Genomic DNA, 14,900 nt, shown 5'->3' with positions numbered 1-14,900 from the left:
TCGAACGAATTCTTGCCGAAGGAAAAACAAAAATGCAAAAACTCACCAAATGGCTCGCCATCGCACTTTTCGCCAGCATGCTCAGCGCCTGCGGCTATAACGACTTCCAGGCCAAGGACGAAGCTACCAAGGCGGCCTGGGGCGAAGTCGTGAACCAGTACCAGCGCCGTGCCGACCTGATTCCGAATCTGGTCAACACCGTCAAGGGTTATGCCTCGCACGAGCGCGAAACGCTGGAGGCCGTGACCAAGGCCCGTGCGGCTGCCACCAGCTTCCAGATCACGCCGGAAGTGCTGAACGATCCGCAGAGTCTGGCGAAATTCCAGCAATTGCAGGGTGAACTGTCTTCGGCCCTGTCGCGCCTGATGGCAATTTCGGAAAACTATCCGCAACTCAAAGCCGACACCAGTTTCCGCGATCTGCAATCGCAGCTCGAAGGTACGGAAAACCGCATCACCGTGGCACGCCAACGCTACATCGCTGCAGTGCAGGATTACAACGTGCTGGCACGCAGCTTCCCGACCAATCTGACGGCCAAGGTATTCGGTTATCCGGTCAAGCCATCGTTCACGGTAGAAAACGAAAAAGCGATTTCGGCTCCGCCGAAGGTCGAGTTCGGTAAGTAAGCAAAACCCTTACTCGCCATGAAACACCTGCGTTCCCTGCTGACCGGTCTGCTGCTGTGCCTGTGCCTTCCTGCTTGGGCGCAGCAGTTTCTCGCCGTGCCGCCATTAGAAGCGCGCGTGACCGATCAGATCGGCATGCTCAATATCGGCCAGCGCAACGCGCTGGAAAACGTGCTGGCCGAATACGAGCAGCGCACCGGTAACCAGATCGCGATTTTGCTCGTGCATTCGACTGAGCCGGAAACCATCGAGCAATACAGCATCCGCGTGACAGATGCGTGGAAGCTAGGGCGCAAGGGTGTTGATGACGGCGTGCTGCTGCTCGTCGCCAAAGGCAATTCGAACGCAGCAGGCCGCCTGCGTATCGAAACCGGGCGTGGCGTACAGGGCGTGCTGACCGATGCGCAATCCAAACGCGTGTTGCAGGATGTGATTGCACCGCACTTCCGGCAAAACGATTTCTACGGCGGTCTCGCTGCCGGCGTGACGGCCATCACCGGCCTGCTCGATCAGGAAACCTTCACCCCACCGCAAAACCAGCGTGGCGGGCAAGCCGCGGCGGCCGCAAGTTCCGGCTGGTTTGACACCCTGCTTCCCTTTGTCGTTTTCGGCTTCTTCATCATTGTGATTTTCATGCGGCATCGCGGTGGTGGCGGCCCGCGCCTGCGCACGCATCGCAGCGATGACTGGGGCCAGGCAGCTGGCGTGATCCTTGGCAGCACCATTGCCAATCGTCATTCTGGCGGTTTTGGCGGCAGCTTTGATGGTGGGGGGGGATTTTCCGGCGGAGGCGGTTTCTCGGGTGGCGGTGGCGGCTTCGATGGCGGCGGCGCCTCGGGAAATTGGTGAGGACGAACATGAAACGTCTTTTCCGTCACCTTTTCAGCACACAGGCTTCCGGCCGCAAGGCGTTTCCTTGTGCCACACTGCAAGCGATCAAGTCAGCCATTACGGAAGGCGAACGTACGCACCGAGCCGAACTGCGCGTGATCATCGAACCCGCCCTTCCCTTGAACGACATTCTGGAACGCCGCAGTGCACGCGACCGCGCGCATGAACTGTTCAGTCACTACCGAATTTGGGATACCGAAGAAAACTGCGGCATTCTGCTGTACATCAACCTGGCCGATCATCAGGTGGAAATCGTGGTCGATCGCGGCATTGCCTGCTGCATGCCGACGCAGGAGTGGCAGGCTGCCTGCCACCACATGACGCAGGCTTTCGCAAACGGGGAATATCACGATGGCGTGCTGGCAGGCATTCGGCATCTGAACAATGTGCTGGCCCGACACTTCCCCGAACGCCATGCCCTCGGCTACACGCCGCGCAACCAACTCTCCGACGCACCCATCATTCTTTGAAGGTCTGTGCACTCATTCAGAGTCGAATATAAGGACCGAGGCAGCCGTATCATGTGCTGACTGCCCGTGAGACAGACTTGCTAGCAGCGCATCTGACAAGCCTGCAAAGCAATTGCCGTGTGTACCAGCCAGTCTGAATCGAGCATTGACGCGTTCCAGATTGCGCTACAAATGCTCTGCCAAAACAAAACGCGATGTGTCGCTGCATGCGCACATCGCGTTTTTCATGAGAAAGCGTTCGATCAATCAGGCTTGCTGCTTGCTCAACCGTTTTCATAGACCCACTGCAGGAAGGCATCCTGCGCAGCCCGCCCTGCCTCGGCACGACTATCGTTGATGATGCAAACGACTGCATAGCGACGGCCTGAGATGGCTTGCACATAGCCAGCCACAGAACGCACACCATCGAGCGAACCGGTCTTGATATGCGCACGCCCTGCCACGTCGTCATTAACCAGACGACGACGCATGGTGCCATCCAGTCCCACGATCGGCATGGAGGCGATGAACTCGGCCATCACCGGTGATTGGTACGCTGCCACCAGCATGCGGCCCATTTCTTCCGGCGTGATCTGCTCGGTACGTGAAAGCCCCGAACCGTTTTCGATGACCAGCTTGTCGGTATCGATGCCTTTGCGGTTCAGCCACGCCCGCACCAGATTGACGCCGAACTGCGGTGTCGCCGGCACATTGCCGTGCTGTGCAGCGATTGTCAGCAACAAATGGCGCGCCATGACGTTGTTGCTGAACTTGTTGATATCACGCACGATTTCCGGCAAAGATGGCGATTGCCATTCCACGATCTGGCGCGCATCGGGCGGCGTGGTACCGTCCACGACATTACCGCTGAAGCTGCCGCCGACATCACGCCACAATTGGCGAAAAACCTGACCAAAGTAATCGTTGGGATTCAGACGGTAAGGATGGATGTACCAGATTTTTTCGCCGCACGAAGCCGGATAACCACCACTAAAACGGACGCCATCCGGCTGGAATTGCGGTTGTAGGTTGCCCTGCCAATCGCCACAGGCACCATTCGTCAGATTGGGCATGCGTGTCTGTGTCCATGCGACAGGCGGATCGAACTGCACCGTCGCCACACCGCGTACCGCATCCGGCATGAAGCGCATGGTGACGACGTTGTAGTTGAGCAGCAAGGCATCAGGACCCACGTTGTAAGGCTTCAGCGGCGAACCATCGAATGCGCCCGCATCGTAAGCCGTCGTCGCGAATTGGCTGCGATCGAGAATCAGATTGCCGCGAATCTCGCGCACGCCGGCAGCACGAATCTGTCGCAGGAACTGCCAGAAACGTTCTGTCACCAGTTTGGGATCTCCCTCGCCGCGAATGATCAGATCGCCTTGCAGCACACCATCGGACAAGGTTCCACGCAGGTAGGCACGGGTTTTCCAAACAAAGGCCGGGCCAAGCATTTCGAGCGCAGCGTCGGTCGTCACGAGCTTCATTGTCGAAGCCGGATTGAAACCGGCCTCTGCGTTCCATGCCACAGTAGGTTTGGGGCTGGATACTTCCTGCACGTAGGCCCCCACCGATTGCAGGGGAATGGCACTACGTGATAAGGCTTCGGCAACCACCGGTGGTAGGGGTTGCGCAGCATGCGCCGCAGCCGGAATCAAGCAAAGCAGACCGGAAAAGAGAGAGCAGGAAAAAACGAGGGAAGAGAGTCGGTAATTTGGCATGGCATCCGGCGTTGAAGTCAGATGCGATTATGGCATGGCAGCGGCAAGCGTTCAGCGCTCCCGCTGTTAATGATCAGGAAGTTAGCGTACCGCTATCGAGCGTCAGTCCGTGTCCGTCGCGCAGCATGCGCGTCATCTCCTGGGCCGTGACAGGCGGACTGAAGAAGTAGCCCTGCATTTGGTCGCAGCCGTTCTGGTGCAGATAAGCCAGTTGTTCGGCCGTTTCAACTCCTTCCGCAATCACCTGCAGACGCAAGCTGTGCGCCAACGAAATGATGGAGGTAACGATCGCGGCGTCGTCAGGATCGGTAGTAATGTCATTGACGAAGGAACGATCGATCTTGAGGACATCGATAGGGAAGCGCTTGAGGTAGCTAAGACTGGAATAGCCGGTACCGAAGTCATCAATGGAAAGCTGTACGCCCAAGGCCTTCATGTCGCGCAGGATGCCGATTGCGTGCTCCACATCGGCCATGACCAGACTTTCCGTGAGTTCGATTTCGAGGCAGGTTGGTGGTAAGTCAACCGCCTGCATGGCATCGCGAATCGATTGAACGAGATCATGCTGGGTAAACTGACGAGCCGATAGATTGACCGCGGTGCGCACTTCCGACAAGCCTGCTTCCAACCATGCCTTGCTCTGACGGCAGGCTTCACGAATAACCCAATTGCCAATCGGCACAATCAGCCCCATTTCCTCGGCCAGGCTGATGAAGCGGCCTGGTGGCACCATGCCTAGTTCCGGATGCTGCCAGCGAATCAGCGCTTCCACCCCGATGATGCGGCCGGTACACAAATCAACCTGCGGCTGATAGTAAAGCAGGAATTCGTTACGCTCGATGGCCAGACGCAGATCACCTTCGAGACGCAAACGTTCGAGCGCGCGCTCGTTCATTTCGGAGGTATAGAACTGGAAATTGTTGCGACCGATTTCCTTCGCGCGGTACATCGCGATATCGGCATGCTTAATCAGCGTTTCAGGGGTATCGCCATCCGCCGGATACACCGCGACACCGATACTGCTGCTGATGAAAAACTCATGCCCCTCGATGGTCAGCGGCTGCGCAATCGCTTCCATAATGCGCTGCACGATGCTGGTGGACAAGCCGGAATCCATGCGTTCAGGCAGCACAACAACGAATTCATCCCCGCCCATGCGCGAGATGGTATCGGTATCGCGCAGGGCGTCGCACATGCGCGTCGCGACAGCCTTCAGCAAGGCATCACCGGCTTGATGGCCCAGGGTGTCGTTGACGAACTTGAAGCGATCCAGATCGATGAACAATACCCAGATCGGATGGTTGTAACGATTGGCATAGGAAATGGCCTGCCCCAGACGATCGCGCAACAAGGTGCGATTGGCAAGACCGGTCAACGCATCTCGGTTGGTCTGGAATTCGAGTTCAGATTCGTAACGTTTGGTCGCGGTGATGTCGTAATGCGCGATCACGAAATGACTAATCTGGTCGAAATCATCGCGAACTGGCGCAACATACATATCGCTCCACAGCAGCGAGCCGTCCTTGCGATAGTTGCGCATCACAGCATGCCCTTCACGTTGTTCTTGCGCGCAGGCACGCAGCTCCTCGATACCGGGTTGCTCATCATCCTTGCGCCACAGGAACCCGATGTTACGTCCAAGGACTTCCGCTGCCGAATACCCCGTTATGCGCTCGAAGGCCGGATTGACATATTCGATGCCATATTTAGGCGCCACCGCACTCGTGATGATGATGGCATTCGCGCTGGCTTCAATGGCACGTTCGCGCAGTTGCAGCTCCTGCTCGGCATGACGACGTGCGGCGATATCGGCAACCAAATCCTGATTTACCGAACGCAGTTGCATGGTGCGCTCTTCAACCAGCGTCTGAATGCGGCGCGAACGCGTGACGATAGTCTGCATGTAGAACGCTGCGCACAAGGAGAACAAGATGCCCGTCAATAACGCCCAAAATGCATCGCTATTCCTGTCGGTGAACGACGTTGCCGGGGTCGATACCACGACGCTCCACGTTTCGCCTGCGACATCGAATGCGCGGACATAAGGCTCCGGTTGATCGTAAATCAACCATTTCGGCAAGACCGGCAAGGACGGCGCCTCGTTGGACAGCAGGCCGTTGCCGAACACGAGATGTTGTGAATCAATGTTGGCGGAAGCATACACACTGATGTTGATGTCTTCCTGATGATCGGACGCGATCAGATAGTTGTCTGCCAGCAGAGATTTCAGGATCAGATCGCTAGCGGAGAACACGGCAGCAGTGTCGCCAATCACGGCAGCGCGACGCGAGGCCACGTTGGGCAATGCCGCACCTGGTCGGTAGATAGGCATTAAGACAATAAAGCCTCGTTCAGAACCGGATTTTTGTACCAACGGCAGCAACGTCGTGGCAGACGGCTTGCCAGTATCGATGGCGCGTTGCATGGCCGCAGATTGAAAAGAGGAGTTTCCTGCATCGAAACCCAGCGCCTGCTCATTGCCCACCATAGGCTCCACATAATCAACAACACGATATTCCGGTCGTCGCGACGAAGTCTCCAAGCCATCACCCTTGCGATCACGAATCGCAAAATCCGGATACTGTTTGCGCATTTCATCTTCATACGACTCACGCTCGGCATCTGAAAGGATGCGATGGTAATTCAGGGCCTGAATATAAGGATGCCGCTGCAGCAGGGGGGCAGAAAAGATCTTGAACTGCTCGCGACTAACGTCGCCAAATGTCACGAAAAGCTGATTGATATCTTTCAGCACATCCAGTGAGCCTTCGAAGCCATCCTGAATTGCGGCCACACGCACTTTCGCACGCTGCTGGAACTCCAGCTCGACCGTGTCATGTTCCAGTCTGCGCAACGCGGCAAACAGAATGGCACTGATCAGCAAACCGATTATCAGGGTCAGCAAGGCTGCGATCGACAGAGGTGAATGACTACGTCGCATCAGTGGGTGTTAGAGCCGTTTCCGCAATGGAAAGCGTGGTAGGAGAAACCGTAGTCGTGGACAAGCAAGAAAAAATTATTGCCGTAGGGTAACTTATTTGCTGTCTTTTGATAAGTAAATGATGCTTACCGCGTCTTCGGTAAACATCAAAAACAACAATGCTGCACGAAGCAAGACACGGCGGAGAGAGCCGACGACTCAGCCCAGCCATTTAGCAATCGACAACAACAATACCAATGCCATCCACAGCAGCAAGGCGCGCCAGACAAGCCCGACTGTGCTCTGCAATGCTCTTGCCGATGCCTCTTCACCTACTAAGGCTTCGGGTTCGATATTGAGCGAATCGGCTGTCGCCGCATCAGGAGGAATCACCTCCGCTACATTCTCTGCCGGTGCGCCAAGACGGATACCCATAGCACCACCACCGGAAGACAGAATGATGCCGATCGCCTCGTCCTGCCAGCGTGCGGCAAAATTGCGCCAGGCATAAACGGCATCCTCGAAGTTGCCTACGATGGCGAAAGCCGTTGCCGTCAGACGCACCGGAATCCAGTCAATCCAGTAAAACGCTCTGGCAGCAAAACGACCGAACTCTTCACGCTCGGCACTGACACCCGGCTCATTCCAAATGCGCGCCAGATATTCAGCAATACGATAGATGACGGCACCAATCGGCCCGAGCGGCGTCAGCATCCAGAAAAAGACACCAAAAACATTGCGATGCGTGGTGACGAGCGCGGTTTCCACCGCGATACGCGCCACTTCGTTGGCTTCCATGCCAGCCGTATCGCGACGTGTCCATTCGGCCAGCAAGGTACGCGCAGTCGCTTCATCGCCATTGTTCAGCGCCAGTTGAATCGAAGTGAAAAAATGGCTGTAATGGCGAAAACCCAGCGTCAGGTAGACCACCAGCACATTAAGCAACAGCACGGCCAGGATACCGAGCTTGATGGCCACCCAATAAAGCAAGGCTACTGGTACCGCGAATGCGGCAATCATGAGCAACCAGGCAATGCGACCGTGCTGCGCCTGCCCGGCATTGAAAGAGCGTTCGATGTGGGCTGCCAGTGACCGCGCACCGGCATAGACCGGATTGTCCGCACGCAGCGGTTTCAACTGTTCGATCAGCAGTGCAAAAAGAATGGAAAAGAAAGTCATTGGATGCCCTGTTTATCGGTCAGGCCATAAGATAGCGCACGCCAAGAGTGGAATCAAATCAACTTGGCTCATCGACTCATTAGCGATCAGGCACGCAGCAAGTGAAACAGGTTGCGCAACATGCCTGCCGTGGCTCCCCAAATGAAGAAGCGCTCGTAGGGCATGACATAAAAGGTTCGACGTCCCGTTTGAAATTCGGCCGTACGACGCTCGTGATGCGTACCGTCCATCAAGTAGGCCAATGGCACTTCAAATACTTCCGCCACTTCAAATGGTTCCGGACGCAGTTCAAAAGGCGGCTGCACAATGCCAACCACAGGAGTCACGCGAAAACCGGTGCCGGTATGATATTCGGGCAATGTCCCCAGCACATCAATATGGCTGCGGTCCAGTCCCACCTCTTCTTCGGTTTCTCGTAACGCCGTATCAATCGGCGAACCATCGAAGGACTCCATGCGCCCGCCGGGAAAACTGATTTGGCCGGCATGATCGTTCAAGTGTGCGGTTCGTAAGGTCAGCATCAATGTCGGCCCTGTCTCGCGCAACACGATCGGCACCAGCACCGCAGCTTCGGTCAAGGGACCGCTCATCGGACGAACCAACCGCTCGACCGTGATTTCAGGCGACCACTGCGGCGGATGCAAAAAGCGATTGCGCAGAAATTCGACCGCCAGACGGTCGGCCGATACGGGCTCTTCTCCACCTAGCGAATCAACAGGCAACAATTCCGGATCGAAATGCAGTCTAGCCAAGATAATTCTTTCGCGAGCAAAGGCTTTGGTCGGTATTGGATAAAGGAAACATGAATAAGTTGAAGGCATGCATCAGTATGAAAGCATATTGCATTGACGCACGAACAGCCAAATTGTCACATTCTCCGGCATTCAGGATACAAGAAACGAAACATTTTGTTTCGGACGTAACGTTACACGTAACACGCAAGGCAGCAGTTTTTCTTTATCCAGCAGTGCAGCCTCAAGTGGGATTTACGCACTAAGTAGTTGATTTAGATAAATAAAAAGTTCCAACAAAAAATTCTCCAAGACAACAAAGTCCGTTGGCACAGCGTTTGCCATAGACGGACATAGCCCTTCCTTTTAAGTTGTCATCAGGAGAACAAACATGAACATCCCTAGCATCTATTCCCGCAGCATTCTCGTGATTAGTATTGCCGCTCTTGTAGGTTGCGCAAGTGGCAGAGGCTCCGGCAGCGTATCCAGCGGCGGCGGCGGCGATGACGGCGGCGGCACCGTCACCACATTTGCCACGCCAACTGGTCAGGTCGTCGAACGCAAAGCGAACGTCATTTCCGCAACCGGCACAGCCATATCCGACACAGGCACAACGCTCGGCGAAATGAATTTGCCATTGGTGTCGGCGCAGACCAGCGGCGATGTCGCCACCGTTGTAGAAAACACGGGCGGTATCGTCACGACGCTGGGCGATGGCATTGCCGATGGACTGGGTCAAATGGGATTAATCGAGAATCCTGTTGGTACAACCGTTAATGTCGTCGATAACGTCATCGCTCAGACAGGCGTAACCGTAGAAAGCGTGGGTACACTCGTGTCGAATTTGGGTACGGACCAGCTGAGCGTGCTGGCACCCGTGACAACGCCGGTTGGCAGCCTGGTTTCCAACGTGGGCAGTGCAGTTGTCGACCTGTCGACCAAATTGCCATCAGTGATCGAGTCGACTCCCATTGAGCAGATTACCCAATCGTTGAGCAGCAGTATCGTGCCGCTCACCAGTACCGTAACATCGCTCACTCACCAGATCGGAGGCACGACAGGATTGGGCCGACCCGTGAACAATCTGCTGGAAACGATTGGCGGCAATGTTGCTGGCCTGGGAATTGGCATTACCGATAGCAACACACCGGTCGTAAGCAATCTGGGTGGTGTTGTGACGGCTACCGGTGACACCGTCTCCATTCTTGGCATCCTGTTGCAACCTGAAAATGATGTGGGCACCAATCAAGGCCTTGCTTCGTTGCTCAGCCCAATCACTGGCATCCTTGGCGGAAAAATCGGCGCGATCGGTAACGGCAGCAACGATGGATTGCTGGCACCTGTCACGTCGCTTGTTAGCGGCCTCACCGGCAATCAAGGTGCCGGCGTACTCGCTCCTGTTACCGATGTACTTGGCGGTCTGAATGGCGGCGGTAACGGAGAATTGCTGGCTCCGGTCACGGGACTTGTAGGTGGTTTGACAGGCGGTAGCACCGGTCATGTAACCGCCCCTGTCACAAATCTGGTTGGCGGCCTGACCGGCAATCAGACGGGCAGCATCCTGACGCCGGTTGTCGTAACCGTACAGACAGTCGTCGGCGGTGTTGTTCCCACCACGGGTAGCGGCGCGGGTACCAACCAATCCCTTCTATCCCCAGTGACCAATCTGCTGGGCGGCGTAGTCGCCACGAATCGCTAATTCCCAAAAGCAACAAGCGGGCTCTGATAGCGGAGCCCGCTTGTTTTTTTGCAGACTTCCTCAAGAAAATCAGAAATACCATAAATATGGTATGTGCACTCGCCTTTCCGAAAGGCATGATTTATCACGTTCTTTTAACAATTCGTGTTCGCCTGCCAGAGTAAAAGAATGATTCGATTGCAAGCAAACAAATTTTCGCTTATCGGCATTTCTGTCGCGCTTTGCCATGTCGGGCTATTACCCGAGGCATTGGCAGAAGTACGTAGCCCTGGCCAGGGGAATCCCTTGGACTCGCTACCGAAGGTTGATACACAACCAGCCCAGCCCGTCACTGTCGACATTCAATCGCCGCCACCAAACGCAGCGTTGCAGCGCCTTTTGGCTTCACGAATCAAGCCTTCGAAATTTCAAATCGCAGGCGTTAAATCCATCCCTTTTGAACAAGTCTCCGCCGAGTTCGTTCCACTGACGAATCGGGAAATTACCGTGGCCGAATTGCTGCAGGCAGCCAATAACGTCACGCGTCTTTATCAGGAAAAAGGTTATCCCCTTTCTTTTGCTTTTGTGCCCGACCAAAGTTTCAAGGACAACGTCGTTGTCATCAGCGTGGTGGAAGGCTATGTAGCGAAAGTTCGTATCGAAGGTTCGCCTGGCGCCTCGGAAGAGCGCCTGCGTCATATCGCAGAACAGTTGACGAACGATCGCCCGCTAAGCAAATCGCAATTCGAACGTATTACCAGTATCTTGGGCCTACAACCAGGCATGCGTATCAAGGCGACCGTGACGCCACCAACAACCACCGATGGTGCGGCGGAAATGGTCCTTGATGTCAATCGCAAGCCATTCAACGCTTCATTAGGACTCGATACGGCGCACTCAAGTCCGCGTGGTGTCTTAAGTGCGAGCCTCAACGGCATCAGCCCGCTGGGCGAACAGCTTACTGTCAGCACACTGGTACCCAAAGGACCGTCCAAAGAAGAGTATTACGCCGTCAATTACGCCCAGCCCATCCGCTGGCAAGGCATGCTGTTGAACGTCAACCTTTCGCGCTACAGCGCAGAACCGGAAAATCGTGCCCTAGTGGATCGCCAGTTCGAAGCGCGCTACCAAACACGCACCGAACGCGCCAGCATCAACCTCAGCTACCCCTTGGTGCTGACAGCCAGCCGCAACCTCACATTAAGCGGCGGTGTTTATGCGGCACGCAACAATGCACGTTACACACGTTCGGTACCAACCGTACCAACTGGTGTTGAAATCGAATCCGACATCCGTGCGGTGTCGCTTGAAATAAATAGCATCGAAGTCACACCCAAGAGCAGCACGCAGTACTCGCTTGGCATTTACCAAGGCATCGATGGCGCCGGTGCCAGCCGTTTCAACAGCAATGTTGATCTCGACTTTCTACGGCTACGCGGTAGCTTCACGCAATCCAACACATTTACCAACGGCTATGGCGTTGTCATCCGCGGCAGCGGTCAATACAGCGGCGACATCCTGCCACTGTCCGAACAGATCAGTTTTGGCGCACGCCACTTCGGTCTTGCCTACCCTGCTGGCGAAACCGCAGGCGACAAAGGCTGGGGGCTTGCACTCGAATTCAATCGTGCCTTTGAACGCGATGGGAAGTATGTCAAGCAAGTGCAACCGTATGTCCTGGGCGATACCGCACGCACCTACTTGAATGGTTTTGATATTGCGGGCGGCGATTTGGCATCGCTGGGTTTTGGTGTGCGGCTTTCGGACAAAAAGCATTATTCACTCGACCTGTCCGTCGCACAGCCTGTCGGCGACATTCCCATTAATGCAAACAAGCGCTCACCGCGTTTCAATCTTTCGTATGCATACCAGTTCGAATGACGGCACAGCGCTCCGTGCATGTCATGTATCAAGCAGCAAAAGCATGAGGAACAGTCATTCATAGAAATGACATGACATACAAACCAGGAGTGCATTTCTTAAATAGGAGAAGCAAATGAAAACGCAAATCATCAAGTTCTTAAAAGATGAAGAAGGTGCAACGGCAATCGAGTATGGGCTGATTGCGGGAATTATTGCAGTGGCAATCATTGCTTCTTTAGGCAACGTTCGTACTGAGCTAGATAACTTATTCGGGCGAATTGTAACGGCCTTAAAAAATGCAGGATCTACTGGCGGAACAGGCACGAATTAATCAGTGCTTCTTCTGATAGTAATTTTTTGCGGATTCATCATTTCATCAGACCTGCTATTTCGTCGTGTACCGAACCAAGTTCTTCTTGCAGCTCTGATTGCAAATGTGACCTGGTTTGTTATGAATGGAAGAGGCTTTGGAAGTATTACTGTTCAAGACTCTTTTATAGGAGGTCTGATCGCTTTTGCTTTATTAATACCGTTATACGCACTACGTGCAATGGGTGCCGGCGACGTAAAGTTTTTTGCCACACTAGGATTCATCATGGGGCCATCGTATCTGGTTCCCCTATGGTTAATTGGCAGCGTCCTCGCCGGCATGCATGCATTACTTTGGTATCTATCCAACACATCCTTGGCCAGGGCATCGGCTACCTGGATGCGTATTCGGAATGCTGTAATCAGCAGTTCGCTGTACGAGAAAATTTTGGAAAAACGCGCAGGAAGACGCGGCATTCCTTATGCAGCCTATCTGGCAATTGGGGCCATCGCGATTGCCATTGCTTGATGCACGTTTCGCTGGAGACAAGAAGCCATGATCGCGAAATGTCATAACAAAAAAAGCGGTTTTTTTGTAACGTTCACTTCTCTATCTCAGCGAGAAGTGATGACGTCACCCCTATTGCGGATCGCCATCAAAAAGAAAAATCAAAAAGGTGCATCTGCCATCGAATTCGCATTGGTATTTCCCCTTTTCTTCCTGATTTTTTACGCCATCATCAGCTACGGCATGATTTTTGTGGCACAGCAATCGTTGACGATGGCCGCGGCCGAAGGAGCGCGGGCCGCTCTAAGACACGTAGAAAATTCATCTGAAAACACTATTGAACAAGCTCGCGAAAATAACGCGCGGCAAGCCGCTGTTGGCCCTCAAAGTGTTGCTGCATGGCTGGGTACAGTCAATCTGACTTTCCAACCAGAACCTGAACCTTGCGTGTACGACACAGCCCCTAATCCTGCGGACCGTGCGCAATGCTATCGCGTCACCGTCAGCTACCCATACGCGCAGCGCCCCCTCGTTCCTGTTCTGCTCGGCCCGCTAATGGGGTTCGCGATTCCGCAAACATTAAGCAGCACGGCGGTCATACAACTCAACTGATCGGAAACGGATAACAACAAGAATGAACAAGCTCACCCGAATCCTCGCAGCTTTTCTCATCGCTCTGGCAGTGGTACTGGCCGGCATTGCCTGGTGGATGGGCAGCCGCCCTCCCGAACCGGCACCGGTTGCAGCGGCAGAACCTGCACCATTCCATACGTTGGTCATCACAGCGGTACCAATCGAAAAAGGCAAACGCATTGATAGCAAGGACTTGAAAACGATCGACTCGCCGCGGCCGGTTCCGGGTTCCTATCACGCCATCTCCCATGTCGCTGGACGCATTGCAGCCAGCGACATTCCTGCTGAAAAGCTACTAACAGAAGGCAATCTCGTACAAGGCATTGCGCTGCAACTTGCCGACGGCGAACGCGCGCTCGCGCTGCCGGTCGATGAAGTTATCGGTGTGGGGCACAAGCTCGATCCGGGTGATTTTGTCGATGTTTTCGTGACGTTGAAACCCAGCACGCCAATAGAGAAAGGACATGCACGCCTGATTGCATCACGCCTGCGTGTCTTGGCCTATGGAACTGAAGTGATCGGTACGATCGATGCAACCGATGCGACGACCTTGCGTAAGCCGCAAGGATCCTCTTCTGCGCAGCCACGCACTGCCGTTCTCGCAACCCCCGTCGAAGAAGTGAACTCCCTGCTGCTTGCGGTACAACACGGCAAGCTCGCCTTGGCCCTGCGTCATCCCGGTGATGCGGGCATTGCCAACCATGCACTCTTCCCGGACTCGGGTATCGCTTTGTTGCCGCGCGCAGGATTATCCACTGAAGAAAAACAGCACCTTCTTGCACCGGATAACCGTGCCTTCGCCGGGCTGGAAACAACAAGCTGGGCGGGCGACAAATCGAAAAAGACTACGCCCGCAAAGCCGTCGCATGCCGTTACACCCTCGAACAATTCACCGCGCACGCTGGAAGTCATCAAAGGTGCACAACGTGAACAAGTTCGTTTCTGATTTTTATCCGACGCTTGATTGCGACCAAGTAAAACGCCCGATCTCATGAAAAACATTCAAACCATCACACTGGCGATCCTGCTTCTTGTGCCCGCGCTTTCTGTCATGGCCAAGGAAATCGAATTGCTCATCAACGTCAAGGAACAGCGCACCTTACCTGTTCCTGCCGATCTCGAACGCATCGCCGTGGCCGATCCCGATATTGCCGATGTTGTTGTACTCTCCGGCAATCGCAATCGGCCGGGTTCGATTCTGCTAGTCGGCAAAAAACCCGGGACAACCACTGTATCGGCCTGGTCTCGCAATCGCATCGAAACCGTTTGGCAAGTACGCGTGCAAAGTCAGTTGCTTGGACAGATACCCGCTACGGATGCAGAAATACGTACAGGTAACGGCAGCACACTGATTCGTGGTGAATCACCGTCCGTTGTTTCTCACGCAGTGAC

The 14,900-nt window shown here is 54.7% G+C and carries 14 protein-coding genes; 10 read left to right on the top strand and 4 right to left on the bottom strand.

The genetic code is table 11. The annotated features are described in order from the left end of the window. The first annotated feature begins 32 nt into the window (after nucleotides 1–32). The 3 genes from QZ725_RS12555 to QZ725_RS12545 are packed head-to-tail and all read left to right on the top strand — an operon-like array spanning nucleotide 33 to nucleotide 1,987. The gene (locus tag QZ725_RS12555; RefSeq protein ID WP_293780056.1) at nucleotides 33–626 is read left to right on the top strand and encodes a LemA family protein; all 594 of its coding nucleotides are present in this window, start codon (nucleotides 33–35) and stop codon (nucleotides 624–626) included. 18 nt (nucleotides 627–644) lie between these two features. Beyond that, entirely contained in the window at nucleotides 645–1,475 is an 831-nt protein-coding gene (locus QZ725_RS12550) for a TPM domain-containing protein (RefSeq protein WP_293780054.1), read from the top strand. Nucleotides 1,476–1,483: 8 nt separating this feature from the next. Then, nucleotides 1,484–1,987 (top strand): TPM domain-containing protein, encoded by a 504-nt coding sequence (locus QZ725_RS12545; protein ID WP_293780052.1) that lies wholly within the window; start codon nucleotides 1,484–1,486, stop codon nucleotides 1,985–1,987. Between the two features lie 263 nt (nucleotides 1,988–2,250). Here QZ725_RS12545 and dacB read toward each other — a convergent pair whose 3' ends face one another. The 4 genes from dacB to QZ725_RS12525 all read right to left on the bottom strand — a co-directional run bounded on the left by dacB (nucleotide 2,251) and on the right by QZ725_RS12525 (nucleotide 8,538). After that, nucleotides 2,251–3,687, bottom strand: coding sequence for a D-alanyl-D-alanine carboxypeptidase/D-alanyl-D-alanine-endopeptidase (gene dacB, locus QZ725_RS12540; protein WP_293780050.1), 1,437 nt, complete (start codon nucleotides 3,685–3,687; stop codon nucleotides 2,251–2,253). Between the two features lie 73 nt (nucleotides 3,688–3,760). Next, nucleotides 3,761–6,628: an EAL domain-containing protein gene (locus tag QZ725_RS12535; RefSeq protein WP_293780048.1), complete on the bottom strand. Its 2,868-nt coding sequence runs from the start codon at nucleotides 6,626–6,628 to the stop codon at nucleotides 3,761–3,763. 198 nt (nucleotides 6,629–6,826) lie between these two features. Next, the gene (locus QZ725_RS12530; RefSeq protein WP_293780046.1) at nucleotides 6,827–7,786 is read right to left on the bottom strand and encodes a CobD/CbiB family protein; all 960 of its coding nucleotides are present in this window, start codon (nucleotides 7,784–7,786) and stop codon (nucleotides 6,827–6,829) included. A gap of 86 nt (nucleotides 7,787–7,872) precedes the next feature. Beyond that, the gene (locus QZ725_RS12525; protein ID WP_293780044.1) at nucleotides 7,873–8,538 is read right to left on the bottom strand and encodes a CoA pyrophosphatase; all 666 of its coding nucleotides are present in this window, start codon (nucleotides 8,536–8,538) and stop codon (nucleotides 7,873–7,875) included. Between the two features lie 370 nt (nucleotides 8,539–8,908). On the opposite strand from QZ725_RS12525, the gene QZ725_RS12520 reads away from it, so the two are divergent. From QZ725_RS12520 to QZ725_RS12490, 7 genes are all read left to right on the top strand, one after another. After that, nucleotides 8,909–10,216 carry a collagen-like triple helix repeat-containing protein gene (locus QZ725_RS12520; RefSeq protein ID WP_293780042.1) on the top strand — a complete coding sequence of 436 codons (1,308 nt, stop codon included), beginning with the start codon at nucleotides 8,909–8,911 and terminating at the stop codon, nucleotides 10,214–10,216. Nucleotides 10,217–10,384: 168 nt separating this feature from the next. After that, complete coding sequence (locus QZ725_RS12515) at nucleotides 10,385–12,076, top strand: POTRA domain-containing protein (RefSeq protein ID WP_293780040.1); 1,692 nt, start codon at nucleotides 10,385–10,387, stop codon at nucleotides 12,074–12,076. A gap of 115 nt (nucleotides 12,077–12,191) precedes the next feature. Continuing rightward, entirely contained in the window at nucleotides 12,192–12,389 is a 198-nt protein-coding gene (locus QZ725_RS12510) for a Flp family type IVb pilin (RefSeq protein WP_293780038.1), read from the top strand. Nucleotides 12,390–12,392: 3 nt separating this feature from the next. Then, nucleotides 12,393–12,896, top strand: a complete 504-nt coding sequence (locus QZ725_RS12505; protein WP_293780036.1) for a prepilin peptidase — start codon at nucleotides 12,393–12,395, stop codon at nucleotides 12,894–12,896. Between the two features lie 27 nt (nucleotides 12,897–12,923). Beyond that, entirely contained in the window at nucleotides 12,924–13,487 is a 564-nt protein-coding gene (locus tag QZ725_RS12500; RefSeq protein ID WP_293780034.1) for a TadE/TadG family type IV pilus assembly protein, read from the top strand. A gap of 22 nt (nucleotides 13,488–13,509) precedes the next feature. Next, entirely contained in the window at nucleotides 13,510–14,454 is a 945-nt protein-coding gene (cpaB, locus tag QZ725_RS12495) for a Flp pilus assembly protein CpaB (RefSeq protein WP_293780032.1), read from the top strand. A 45-nt stretch (nucleotides 14,455–14,499) separates the two neighbouring features. Next, nucleotides 14,500–14,900 (top strand): pilus assembly protein N-terminal domain-containing protein (locus QZ725_RS12490; RefSeq protein WP_293780030.1); only part of this gene is annotated, 401 nt, incomplete at its 3' end.

The sequence above is a fragment of the uncultured Oxalicibacterium sp. genome (assembly GCF_913776015.1).
GTDB lineage: Bacteria > Pseudomonadota > Gammaproteobacteria > Burkholderiales > Burkholderiaceae_D > Oxalicibacterium.
This window is presented reverse-complemented; position numbering and strand designations above follow the sequence as displayed.